We start from the raw sequence: 13,521 nt of genomic DNA on the forward strand, positions 1-13,521 counted from the left end.
GTTATATTGATAACAATTACGCAACACCATTTTACAACCACAACCAGAAGTTAATCATTATGAGTGAACAAGCAAGCAACCCCAGTAATACGACGCCAACCAAACCCATAGGCAAAACAGGAAAAACCGTTTTTAGTATCCTAAGTGCGATCAGCTTTTCTCATTTACTCAATGATATGATCCAGTCGCTGATATTAGCTATCTACCCGTTGTTACAATCTGACTTTTCATTAAGCTTTGCACAAATTGGCTTGATAACTCTAACTTATCAAATAACAGCCTCATTATTGCAACCCATTATTGGTTACTATACCGATAAGCACCCACAACCTTATTCACTACCAATCGGGATGGGTTTCACCTTAACTGGCCTTCTGCTGTTAGCAATGGCTGAAACTTTCCCTGTGATCTTGTTAGCCGCAGCACTAGTGGGTACAGGCTCTTCAGTGTTCCATCCTGAGTCGTCGCGTGTTGCTCGTATGGCTTCAGGTGGTCGTCATGGACTTGCACAATCCTTTTTCCAAGTTGGTGGTAATTTAGGTGCCTCTTTAGGACCTCTATTAGCAGCATTGGTGATTGAACCTTATGGTAAAGGCAATGTAGGTTGGTTCTCACTCGCAGCGCTTTTAGCCATTGTTGTGCTATTACAAGTGAGCCGTTGGTACAAACAACAGCATCGCGCAGCCAGCAAAAAACCGGCTCATCATGTTGAGATTAAAGTTATTCCACGTAAAGTGGTGGTCGGCTCGTTAGCTGTGCTACTAGTTTTAGTGTTTTCTAAATACTTCTATTTAGCCAGTATTAGTAGCTACTACACCTTTTATTTAATTGATAAGTTCGGCGTTTCAGTACAAAACGCACAGATACACTTATTTATTTTCTTATTTGCTGTTGCAGCAGGCACCATGATCGGTGGGCCTGTCGGTGATAAAATCGGTCGTAAATACGTTATATGGTTTTCTATCTTAGGTGTTGCGCCTTTCACACTGCTGCTTCCTCATGCTTCTCTTTTCTGGACTAGCATTTTGACCGTTATTATTGGGTTGATACTGGCGTCTGCGTTTTCTGCCATTTTAGTCTATGCACAGGAGCTGATCCCCGGTAAAACAGGCATGGTTTCAGGGCTATTTTTTGGATTAGCGTTTGGCATGGGAGGCGTTGGTGCAGCCGTGCTAGGCCAAATTGCTGATAAGACCAGTATTGAGCAAGTCTATCAATATTGTGCTTTTTTACCCTTACTTGGCATTTTTACTGTATTATTACCAAATCTAGAACAAAAATAGCCATTTTTCTTTATTTTGCCCATAGTTATCGAAACATAAGTATGGGCAGTTCCCTCTATATCCCACTTAAAATTCAACAAAAAATCATATAAATGACATCTTTGTAACGATTTAGCACTAAAAAAGCACTTTTATTTGAAAAACATTGAAATTTTTTAAGGAAATTTTTCTCAAATAACGCTAAAATAGCAACTCTGCCATTCACAACATCAATTAATACCCTAAATAATTAGAATTGTAGCTAATCAAAAAGTGACTGAATGCCTAAATCACACAGATGATTTTGTGACTTGGGCTAACGAAACCAATAATGCTGCGCTTCAAAGTATGATGGGAATTTTAGAGGAGACTAAATGGAGCATTCTACGCCCTTAATCACAACCATTGTTGGTGGTCTCGCCCTTGCATATTTGTTAGGTATGATCGCTCAGCGATTAAAAATCTCCCCTCTCGTGGGTTACCTAGCCGCAGGTGTTTTAGCCGGTCCTTTTACACCGGGTTTTGTTGCCGATACGACTCTTGCGCCTGAATTAGCTGAAATTGGCGTTATTCTGCTAATGTTTGGCGTTGGTTTACATTTTTCGTTAAAAGATCTGTTAGCCGTTAAAGCGATAGCCATCCCCGGCGCTATTGCACAAATTGCCGTCGCCACCCTATTAGGTTTAGGTCTTTCCACGCTATTTGGCTGGGGAACGTTCTCAGGGATTGTATTTGGCCTGTGTTTATCAACCGCCAGTACCGTTGTATTGCTACGGGCCTTAGAAGAACGACAGCTGATTGAAAGCCAGCGTGGGCAAATCGCTATCGGTTGGTTGATTGTTGAAGACCTAGCGATGGTACTGACGTTAGTGCTGTTACCTGCTGCTGCGGCTATTATGAATTCTGAGCAAGCAAGCTTTAGTGAATTACTATTAGGGCTTGCTTGGACTATTGGTAAAGTAGTCGCCTTTATTTTCATTATGATAGTGATTGGTCGCCGCGTTATTCCATGGATCTTATCGCGTACCGCCTCGACGGGTTCTCGTGAGTTATTTACCCTTGCCGTGCTTGCCTTAGCTTTGGGTATCGCATATGCAGCTGTTGCGCTATTTGATGCCTCGTTTGCCCTAGGTGCCTTCTTTGCAGGCATGGTACTCAATGAGTCAGAGCTGAGCCATCGTGCAGCACAAGATACTTTGCCACTGAGAGATGCATTCGCGGTTCTGTTCTTTGTTTCTGTCGGTATGCTGTTTGACCCAGTAGTACTGATTGAGCACCCATTAGGGGTAATTGCGGTTCTTGCGATTATTATTATTGGTAAATCCGCCGCCGCATTATTACTCGTACGAATGTTTGGCCACTCGCGGCGAACTGCGCTTACCATTTCTGTCAGCCTTGCTCAAATAGGTGAATTTGCCTTTATCTTAGCAGGTATGGGTATGGCTCTCGGTGTGATGGATAAAGAAGCGCAAAACCTCGTTCTCGCCGGTGCTATTGTTTCGATTATGCTCAACCCAGTATTGTTTAGCTTGTTAGATAAATACTTAGAAAAAACCGAAACGATTGAGGAGCAGTTGCTCGAAGAAACATTGGAAGAGGAAACACAAATTCCTGTCGATATTTGTGGTCATGCAATTATCGTTGGCTATGGTCGTGTGGGTGGAATGCTAGCGGATAAACTACGTCGTCGTAATATTCCATTAGTGGTAGTTGAAGATACTCGAGCGAAGTTTGAAGAGCTGGCAGAAAATGGTTTCAGTGCCATTTTAGGTAACGGTGCAAATAAAGATATCATTAGCCTTGCACGTATTGAATGTGCCAAAACCCTTCTACTGACCATTCCAAATGGTTATGAAGCAGGTGAGATCGTGGCCCATGCAAAAGAGCTTAATCCAGATATTACCGTGATTGTCCGTGCTCACTATGATGATGAAGTCAGCTTTATTAAAGAACGTGGCGCCGATCATATCATTATCGGTGAACATGAAATTGCCAAAGCGATGGCAACCTTTATGTGTAATGATGTGACCGAATATGGTTGTTCTATTGATGATGAACCAACATCAAAAGACAGTGAAGCAAAAAGCCTTGATGAGTACCTAAAACCATCTCATTAATGTTACAAGGGAAGCTCCGGCTTCCCTTAGATTTTTAACAAAAAGAAAGCAAAAGCCTCCCTTATTTTAAATGTTTTATGAAAGGGGTCGGTTGTTTTTTTTGCTTAACACTATTGATATTTAATAAAATATTTAATTTGCGTTCAATTTTTTTATTGGGTTGAATAATAATATCCCCTGATTTTTTGGTAATATTATCAACATTATCACGAATTATATCGACCAACTCCCTTACATCATTCATCTTCGAATAAATCGTTTTCTTTTTTTTACCATTATACAACTTTAATTTTATTTTATTTTTTTCAACATTATAATCATCAAATTTGAGTTTCCACTCATCTAATAATTTAATTTCAACTTTATCTTCTGATAAATACTTTTTTGTTGTTGTAAAAACATCATTATCATCAACTTTTCTGATATTGATTTTTTTATTATTTTCTCTAATTGGCATATAATTTTCAAACCTAATTCTAAAATTAGACTCTTCACCATCTACTCTTCTAAATTTAAGCTCTTGATCATACGTACTAAAAAAATCCATAAAACTGCTAAAATCATTATATTTTATCATTCCTTTATTTGGATCAAAAAACTCATAGCTGTAACATTTATTTATAGCATCATAATTTACTACTAATGCCATTGTATGTTCAACACTAGCTATACTTAAATATAAAGGTTCTTTAATACAAAATGACTCATGTTTTTCTAATTTTAGGCGTAAATCAGATAATGTAATTTCATGGATCCCGAGATTAACCATTTCATCTTTGCTATAATTTTCATAAGTAGACAATCCACTAATGTTATTTAATAAATTCATATTTAATATTAAGCTTTCACTATAATATTCAAATGCATTCCACATAAACTCCTTAATTTTCATTACTCTATCCATACATTTAGATTTAAGTATTTTTCTTGCAATAGATATATATTTATTATTATCATTGATATTATTACCCATTAACTTAGTATGAATACACCCTATTATTTCAGATAGAGAATCCAAGTGAACTTTAACATCACCTTCAGCCTTTACATCAGCTAACTTTCTATTTATATACTTAATATCAGACTCTCCTATAATGGGAGGAGTAAAATCCATATAAAATATAATATTATTAATCAAAGCTATTACATCATGATTAGTTCGCGTATTTAATATAGGTAAAGATAAATTATTTAATAATACCCTATAATGTTCTCTTAAGGATTTATCATAATAAAAGTCAATCGAATCACCAGATATAGCTGGAAGCATGATAATATTAATGCTTTCATTTAGCTGATTAATCAAATCTTTCTGTAAACCAGAATGAGAGCAACGCAATATTAAATTACTCAAGCCATAGCAAAGACCTGATTCTGCTGCTGTTACATTATATGCCTGAGTTATTTTATCTTTAAATCCTTTTCCATTTAAACCATCAATATATTTAATCAATTTATTTTGTGAAAATTCCACATCAAATTTAAAATTACTTATCATTTAATTCTTTCCCTATAATTAATCAATCATAGGTTAATAAATCAATATTAATAACTCTATTAATAAATGATTATTTAAATATTTTCGCAACTAAGTACCTAACAATAAAATAATTAATTTATATTTATCACGGCATTAAATTTCCTAGATAAATTTATCATAGGTCCAAACAGGCATCCCTTTCTGCTTAAAGTAATCTACCTCTGCGGCAACACCACTGCTTCTATCCCAGCCATCAAGCGCCAATACAATTAAGCCATCACAGAAAGAAATGCCATATCAATCGATGACCAAGCCACTTTGTTACCTTGCTGAACTAAATATTCATTAATCGGGTATATCATCGTAATTCGGCTATAAATTGCAATACCTTTTAACGCAAGCTCAGCAGCCACTTTGCTACATTCTTAAAAACGCATTTCAACCACATTACTGTCTGGATCTGAATAAGGACAAGCAATAAAATATAATTCCATAATTAAATCCTGATGTTGACAAGTTAAATTTTAGGTAAAAAATCCATAAAGAATAAGCAACATTATTCTTTAGTAAAGTTTTAATTATTTTTTAGTAAAAGTTTTTATTCTAATTCGGCCACAATAATTTTAGTTTTAGGGCGTTTTTTATTATCAGATAATTTAAACTCTTTAGAAGTTGTTATTAAATAATCAATATTTTCCCATCCAGTCACAACATTAATCGCATGCTTATCTGTTTTAGTTGAGTCCGCTAATACCATTAATTTATCGCTATTTTCCATCATTTTTTGTGCAATTGCGGCTTCATCAACATGTTGATCCATCACACCATGCAAACTGTGTATTGCACTTGCACCAATCACAGCATAATCAGCAAAAAATTCACTAATATTTTTTAGCGCAATGGCACCCAAGCAAGCATTCTGTGCCGCATTAAATTGCCCACCAATTAGGATCGTTTCTATTGTCGGGTTTTCTTGCAATGTATTGGCTAATAAAGGTGAATTAGTGATAACTGTTATATTATCAATCAATTTAACTCGTTGGCTAAATTCAAACGTTGTGGTACCAAAATCGATAAATAATGTATCTCCCGGTTTTATTAGCGATGCCGCTTTTGTGGCAATCGCTTTTTTCTCTTCCACTGCGGCCTGAGCTCGTTCAGAAAAATTACGCTCAAACTTTGATTGAATATTTACTGCCCCTCCATGGACTTTTTTTAATAATTTTTGAGATCCCAACTTGCTGAGGTCCCGCCGGATAGTCTCTTGCGCAACATCAAAATGCTTCGCAAGCTCCTGTACATACACCTGCCCTTGAGCTGAAAGTAACTCGATAATAGTTTGGTGCCGTACCTTAGAAGAACGCCCCTCAGACATAGTTTTACCCCTCTCAATTATTTAACATTTACTGCACTATACAACACTGATGCAAATTTCCGTAGCATCAGGTTGAATTTTTGTTAAATCGATATCTTTCAATAGGATACGAAGAGTTGGTAAACAACGTATTTTTTTCTTATTCAGTAGAAAATATTCCTCAAGAGCAGCCGATAGCTCTCGCCAAACAAGCGTAACCTTTCTGACTAACAGTGCCTTTGTCGCAAAAACACTGGAGGTTGTTGACGAAGCGGGATAAAAGCGTGGTTTTTCCCGCTCCGTGTTATCAACCGAAAATCAATAAATTGATTTTCCTCTTTTATTTCAAAAACCTTAACGACCGCAGACAAACAAAATACGTTTGTCAGCAGTCTGAGTGTCTTTGCTACAAAAACACTGTTTTCTTTTTTTAATTAAGGATCAATTAAATAACAATCTATTTTGCTGGCTGTATTCCAAATCATGACATTTAATTTCAAATTTAGTCTGAAATGGAATAATCAATAATAGATAGATTCATAATTTCTTCATTTTTTAGAACATATAGGTAGTTATACTCAATCTCGCCTAAACCATTATTAATGATATTTTTTGTGTCCTCTTTCCCCCACTGTGTGGGGGGTTTTTTCTTTTAAGCCCTCATAAAAAATGCCCCGTGGTTTTTAATTCACCATGAGGCATTGTTTAGAGTGTAACCCGTAAAAAATTAGCGTTCCCAATAAGACTCTTCTAAGCTATCTTCTTTTTCTGGTAAGCCACGTGTCAGACGAGGTGAATGCTGTGAAAGTACTTGGTAGCTAACACGATTAGCGTACTTACAAACCTGAGCCAATGATGAGTAGGTTAAATATTGGCGGCTATGTTTACTTGAATTAGGCACATTCATGCGATGATAGGAGTTAGCTGTAATATCATGCAATAAGGCCGATAAAGCACCATCACCAGCCCCATTGGTATTCATGATTTTTTCAGGACCGCCCATGTAAGGCTCAATGTGTGAGTAAATGCGCATTGGAAAGTCACAATCCTGTCTACGCATAGCCCGACTGAATTCATACAAATTAAATTCAGCGATCGCACCGGGTAGCAATGGATGCTGAGTTGTCCGTTTAAATGCTTCTTCAGTGTAGCCAGCCATATATAGCCCCGATGGCCCTGCGGTACATAAAACGAGATCAACCCAATTCAGTGCCATATCAGAAGCAAGTAATGGATCATTAAAACCCGTTAACTCTAGTGCTTCATCTTCATTCATTGCCACCACCGATACGTGCTCTGCAAGAAAATCACGCCAAAATTGCGGATCCTGTGCAATCACAAATTTAGTTCCTAGTGTTAAAACCACTGGCACATTGTGTTTCTTTGCATAATGAATAGCTTGCATTGTGGCTTCAGGCATGGTCTCACCTGGTTTGCAACGAACTAAATAAGCAGTCAATACTAATGCAGAAGCCCCAGCAATAATATCTTCAGGAATACTTTCAGGACGTAAGCGATTCATATGACCAGGGCTAATCGCAAATGTCCGTTCACCGTTTTCAGTGATCAACGTAAAACAACGACCAATTGGGCCATCAACCCCTTGTAGATAGTTAAGATCCATACGGCTTGAAGTATGGCAAAGGTAACGGTAGGAATAACTACCGATTTGAATGTTATTACACATAGTGCCTAATAACACAGAGCGATCATCAGCAAGCACTGAATAATTGTGCAATGTGTTACCGATGGTTCCCCCTGCAAACTCATGGGTTATTAACGAATTGCTGGTTAGCTCTTCATACAATGCTTCTGCTGCATCATCTTCAATGACTAACGAATGACCTTTGCTAAGCTGATAGCGCTCAATAAACGAATCATCAACTTTAGCTTCAATATCGACCAGTGTTTGGTCAATACCAACAATATAAGATTTACAGTTTTCACTGTCATCCATACGTTCTTGAATAGGCTGCAACAGTGGATCTTTAAGACTAACAGGAAAGTAATGCTTTGATTTACGTTGACCGGGGAATTTCATAGTGAACAAGTTAGAAAGTATACATTACCGTTATTCTATCACGATAAATAAAAGCCGGCACCTTTCATCAAAATACGGGCTAAGGTTGTTAACAAGCGGGATAAAAGCGTGGTTTTTCCCGCTCCTTGTTACCAGTCGAAAATCAATAAATTGATTTAAAACACCTTAACCACTACCGGCAAGCTTATTGGCTATTTAGTCAGTGTGTTATTCTTTTTAAAATCACGATACAACTCGCGAGTTAGTACATATGAGCAGCTTAAAATAACACCTAATATAGCACTCAGCGCAACGATCAATGACGATTTTGGTGAATCCTTTCTCGCCGGCAAGTCTGGCGCTAATATAAACTTAACTGGCATAAATTCGATAGTATCAATATCTAGCTCGGAAAGGTTTTTAATATAGTGTTGGCGAATTTGTAAGTTTTCACTTAACAAAGCGATATCACGGTTTTGTAATTCAATCGCCAGTTTTTTCTCCAACGCTTCTGTACCTAACGCAATAGGGTAATCAGGATCATCACTGATAATCGCTGAATCGGTCACGATAGGTTTACGTACACCCGCTGCTTTAGCAATATCAATAGCACGTTTCAACCTTTCAACTTTCACATCATATTCAGTACGAATTTTAGTGACTTCTTGTTTAAAAGTTTCATTGGCAAACACTAACTGACGTGCAATGGCATTTTGAATATCAAGTTTAAACTGCTCCCTGACTTTCGTTGCAGTATAACGAACATAGCCCGCTAACAGATCTTGTGCCTCTGAAGGTTGTGGAGCAGTAAAAGTCAACACGATATCGCTTGATATACTGTTTTTCTCTTTTGACTGATCTTGGAGCTGAATACTATTTGCGATAATGGTATTCACCAAACGCTGATCACCATTTGCTTTATCAACAGGATCAACTTTTTCAGCAAGCTTTTTATAGTAATCAGTACTACGAACATAAGCTTCTTGATTAACTTTAGAACGATATTGGTCAACAAAAGAGCCAAAAATACGCTGAGCTGATAAATCAATCTTGACATCTAACACGGAGAGTTGAGCACCCAAGGTATTGATATCTTTGATTTCTTCAGACGATGGTGGAATTATAATCGCTGTACTGCTCCATTTTTGTGGTAATTGGGTTACCACTAATGCACTGATGAGCGTGATAACAACAGTGATAGCAATAATAAGAAACTTATTTCTCACTAAAACAGCAAACAGGGCCATCAAATCAATTTCGTCGCTTTGCTGCATATTAAATTGTGGGACCTGTATTTTTGGTGCTGTTTTACCATCCTGCGATTCTTTATCAGTGCTCATATAATTTCCAATTAAATACCAAATTAAGAATACTACTAATTTTTGTATCGGCTAGTATAATGATTTTTCCAATTTATGATATATCGATTAACGCCAGTTTTTATATCAATTTAACGCTTAAACCTATCGAATTATACTACTGATAAGTGATTTAAATAAGTTAATATTGTCATCATTATCATTTAAAGCCGGTATATAATGGAACGATTTACCACCATTACTTTTAAAAAAGTGTTGATTTTGCTCACTAATTTCTTCTAGTGTCTCTAAGCAATCCGCTGAAAAACCTGGGCAAATAACTTGAACTGATGTTACTCCCTCAGCAGGTAATTGGCTCATAGTTTTATCAGTATAAGGCGTTAACCACGGTTCTCTGCCAAAACGAGATTGATAAGTTAGCAAAACACGATCTTGTGGGTAGTTTAATGTTTGTTTAATTAACTCGGTCGTTTTTTGACAATCTTGCTCGTATATATCGCCAGTATCTATATATCTTTTTGGGATCCCATGAAACGAAATAACTAATCTGTCGGGTTCACCATATTGCGCAAAACTTTTCTCAATAGAATTCACTAACCCCTGAATATAAGTAGGGTGTGATGCGTAACTACGAATAAAATGTAATGATGGTATTGTGCGCATTTTTTTCAAAATAGCCGAGATACCATCATAAACTGCAGCTGTCGTGGTACATGAATATTGTGGATAGAGTGGCAACACGACTAATTCAGTCACCCCTTGGCTCATCAACGAATCAATCGCGCTTTTCAATGACGGCGAGCCATAACTCATCCCGACTTCCATTGGTATATTAGGGAAATGAGGAGCAAGTTTTTCCTTTTGACGTAAAGTATAGGCTAATAATGGAGAACCTTCCTCTGTCCAAATAGATTGATACAACTTAGCCACTTTTGGAGAGCGAAACGGTAAAATAGCGCCGTGTAAGATAGGTTTCCAAATAATCCTAGGAACATCAATGACCCGTTCATCACTTAAAAACTCAGCAAGATAACGCTTAATTGCAGGGGTTGTTGGGGAATCAGGGGTTCCTAAGTTAACCAATAAAATGCCATATTTACATTCCGACACAATGATCACTCCTAAAATGATAACTATTCCCAACTTTATAACACATAATGATGTCTTTTTATTGCCTAAAAGCAAAGGCAGCGGTTATCGCTGCCTTTATTCATAACTATCATTGATGATTAACCAAGAATTTTAGCTAATTCAGCACTCACTTCAGTCACTTTACGTGTACCATCAAGCTTAAAGTATTTAGTATTACCTACATCAGCTTCTTTTTGATAATAAGCAACCAAAGGTGCTGTCAAATCATGGTACTCAACCAAACGCTTACGCACCGTATCTTCTTGGTCATCTTTACGAATGGTCAGCTCATCACCTGTGACATCATCTTTATTTTCAACTTTAGGTGGGTTGAATGTCACATGGTAAACACGGCCTGAAGGCGCATGTACACGGCGACCAATGATACGCTCAACAATGATTTCATCGGGTACATCGAATTCAAGGACAAAATCTACGTTAATACCAGCTTCTTTCATCGCATCGGCTTGTGGGATCGTACGCGGAAACCCATCCAACAAGAAGCCATTGCGGCAGTCATCTTGTTTGATGCGCTCTTTAACCAATGCAATCACTAATTCATCAGTAACTAACTTACCGTTATCCATTAGCTCTTTTGCTTGTAAACCTAGCTCACTACCTGCTTTAACTGCGGCACGTAGCATATCGCCAGTTGAAATTTGTGGGATCCCAAATTTCTCCATAATAAATTGAGCTTGAGTGCCCTTACCGGCGCCTGGAGCACCGAGCAGAATGATACGCATTGCGTAAACCCCTTGCTATTTAGTTTTTTATAATTTGAAAAGAAAACAAGATACCATACCATTAGCATGGCGCTTTACTCAAGAACACACGTAAACGTTTTCGCATTTAACTTCTTTCGCAAAAGAAAAAAACCACGCTAAAGCACAAGCTAAAACGTGGTTTTTGCTCAAAAACGAAACCTCATCAATGCATTACTTCAACAATAATTCATTGATTTTACGAATAAACAAGTTTGGATCTTCAAGTGTTCCACGCTCAGCTAACAATGCTTGATCTAATAACACATCAACCCAATCAGCAAACAAGGCTTCATCTGTCACCTCAGAGGCTTTTTTAACCAACGGGTGTGCTGGGTTTAATTCGAAGTTATATTTAACTTCTGGAGCAGCCTGACCCGCGGCAGCAAATAATTTTGCCATTTGAGTGCTCATTTCATCAGCATTAGTGGTCACAATTGCCGGTGTATCCGTTAAACGGTGAGTCAGTTTAACTTCTTTAACACGTTCACCCAGCAAAGTTTTCACACGCTCAACGAATGGCTCTAATTGCTTTTCAGCTTCCTCTTGTTCTGCTTTGTTTTCGTCTGCCAATTTATCCAGCGACTCATCCGCTTTACTCACTGATTGGAACTGCTTGCCATCAAACTCAGACAAGTAATTCATCATCCATTCATCGATGCGATCAGAAAGCAGTAAGACTTCGATGCCTTTTTTACGGAACAACTCTAAATGAGGACTACTCTTCGCCGCAGCATAGCTATCAGCAGTGATGTAATAAATTTTGTCCTGGCCATCGACCATACGGCTGATATATTCATCTAAAGAAACATTCTGCTCGCTGCTATCATTATGCGTTGATGCAAAACGTAATAACTTAGCAATCGCCTCACCATTACTGCTATCTTCCGCAGGGCCTTCTTTCATCACAAGCCCAAATTGCTGCCAGAATGTTTGATATTTCTCTGCGTCGCTCTTGGCTAGTTTTTCCAGCATTTGTAAAACACGTTTAGTCAATGCGCTACGTAGGCTACGGGTCAACGCGCTATCTTGTAGAATTTCGCGAGAAACGTTGAGCGGTAAATCATTCGAGTCCAGCACACCACGCACAAAACGCAGATAATTAGGCATAAATTGTTCAGCGTCATCCATGATAAACACGCGCTGAACGTACAGTTTTAAACCATGGCGCTGTTCACGATTCCACATATCAAATGGTGCCTGTGAAGGGATATACAGCAAGCTAGTATACTCTTGCTTACCTTCAACACGGTTGTGCGACCACGTCAGTGGATCTGCATAGTCATGGGAAATGTGCTTATAAAATTCAGTGTATTCTTCATCTGAAATTTCAGATTTATTACGTGTCCATAGTGCTTTTGCTTGGTTGATTTTTTCCCAAGTGATTGTGCCGTCTTCTTCGTTCTTAACTTCGATTTCAACAGGCAGAGCAATATGATCCGAATATTTGCTGATCACTGAGCGTAAACGCCAGTTATCTAAGAATTCGCTTTCATCGGCACGCAAGTGCAAAGTGATTTCAGTACCACGTTCAGCTTTTTCGATATCAGCAATGGTATATTCACCTTCGCCAGCAGATTCCCAAAATACACCTTGATCCGCTGCTGCTCCCGCAGCGCGACTGCGTACAGTAACTTTATCCGCCACAATAAATGCAGAGTAAAAACCAACACCAAATTGGCCAATCATTTGGCTGTCTTTTGCTTGGTCAGTACCCAAAGTTTCTAAAAAGGCTTTTGTACCTGATTTAGCGATAGTCCCTAAGTTATCAATAACTTCGTCACGGCTCATACCAATACCGTTATCGCTAATCGTCAGTGTCCCATTCTCTTTATCGGCGCTGATGCGAACACGCAGCTCACCATCGTTTTCATACAGCTCTGGCTTAGACAGTGCACGAAAACGCAGTTTATCTGCCGCATCGGATGCGTTTGAAATAAGTTCACGCAAAAAGATTTCTTTGTTTGAGTAAAGAGAGTGGATCATCAACTGAAGAAGTTGTTTTACTTCTGATTGGAACCCGCGAGTTTCTTGTCCTTTCATACTCATTAATGGCCTCTATATCATCAATCTAATG

11 protein-coding genes are annotated in these 13,521 nt (G+C 38.1%); 2 read left to right on the forward strand and 9 right to left on the reverse strand.

Features of this window, described 5'->3' with window-relative positions:
• Positions 1 to 59: 59 nt before the first annotated feature.
• Positions 60 to 1,283: an MFS transporter gene (locus AC3Z9T_RS08490; RefSeq protein ID WP_490125759.1), complete on the forward strand. Its 1,224-nt coding sequence runs from the start codon at positions 60 to 62 to the stop codon at positions 1,281 to 1,283.
• Positions 1,284 to 1,636: 353 nt separating this feature from the next.
• Positions 1,637 to 3,379: a YbaL family putative K(+) efflux transporter gene (ybaL, locus tag AC3Z9T_RS08495; protein ID WP_490125760.1), complete on the forward strand. Its 1,743-nt coding sequence runs from the start codon at positions 1,637 to 1,639 to the stop codon at positions 3,377 to 3,379.
• A gap of 61 nt (positions 3,380 to 3,440) precedes the next feature.
• On the opposite strand, the gene AC3Z9T_RS08500 is transcribed toward ybaL, so the two are convergent.
• From AC3Z9T_RS08500 to htpG, 9 genes are all read right to left on the reverse strand, one after another.
• Positions 3,441 to 4,877, reverse strand: coding sequence for a hypothetical protein (locus AC3Z9T_RS08500; protein WP_490125761.1), 1,437 nt, complete (start codon positions 4,875 to 4,877; stop codon positions 3,441 to 3,443).
• A 144-nt stretch (positions 4,878 to 5,021) separates the two neighbouring features.
• On the reverse strand, positions 5,022 to 5,123 hold the full coding sequence (locus tag AC3Z9T_RS08505) for a hypothetical protein (protein WP_490125762.1): 102 nt from the start codon (positions 5,121 to 5,123) through the stop codon (positions 5,022 to 5,024).
• Between the two features lie 5 nt (positions 5,124 to 5,128).
• Positions 5,129 to 5,272 carry a hypothetical protein gene (locus tag AC3Z9T_RS08510; RefSeq protein ID WP_490125763.1) on the reverse strand — a complete coding sequence of 48 codons (144 nt, stop codon included), beginning with the start codon at positions 5,270 to 5,272 and terminating at the stop codon, positions 5,129 to 5,131.
• Positions 5,273 to 5,457: 185 nt separating this feature from the next.
• Complete coding sequence (locus tag AC3Z9T_RS08515; RefSeq protein ID WP_490125764.1) at positions 5,458 to 6,234, reverse strand: DeoR/GlpR family DNA-binding transcription regulator; 777 nt, start codon at positions 6,232 to 6,234, stop codon at positions 5,458 to 5,460.
• Positions 6,235 to 6,940: 706 nt separating this feature from the next.
• Positions 6,941 to 8,254: an inosine/guanosine kinase gene (locus tag AC3Z9T_RS08520; protein ID WP_490125765.1), complete on the reverse strand. Its 1,314-nt coding sequence runs from the start codon at positions 8,252 to 8,254 to the stop codon at positions 6,941 to 6,943.
• Positions 8,255 to 8,445: 191 nt separating this feature from the next.
• On the reverse strand, positions 8,446 to 9,573 hold the full coding sequence (gene wzz(fepE), locus AC3Z9T_RS08525) for an LPS O-antigen length regulator Wzz(fepE) (RefSeq protein WP_490125766.1): 1,128 nt from the start codon (positions 9,571 to 9,573) through the stop codon (positions 8,446 to 8,448).
• A gap of 123 nt (positions 9,574 to 9,696) precedes the next feature.
• A complete protein-coding gene (gene hemH, locus AC3Z9T_RS08530) occupies positions 9,697 to 10,662 on the reverse strand; it encodes a ferrochelatase (protein ID WP_490125767.1) in 966 nt (321 codons plus the stop codon).
• Positions 10,663 to 10,781: 119 nt separating this feature from the next.
• Positions 10,782 to 11,426: an adenylate kinase gene (gene adk, locus AC3Z9T_RS08535; RefSeq protein WP_490125768.1), complete on the reverse strand. Its 645-nt coding sequence runs from the start codon at positions 11,424 to 11,426 to the stop codon at positions 10,782 to 10,784.
• A 192-nt stretch (positions 11,427 to 11,618) separates the two neighbouring features.
• Positions 11,619 to 13,493, reverse strand: coding sequence for a molecular chaperone HtpG (htpG, locus tag AC3Z9T_RS08540; RefSeq protein ID WP_490125769.1), 1,875 nt, complete (start codon positions 13,491 to 13,493; stop codon positions 11,619 to 11,621).
• Positions 13,494 to 13,521: the final 28 nt, after the last annotated feature.

The organism is Providencia sp. 6390, assembly GCF_058148425.1.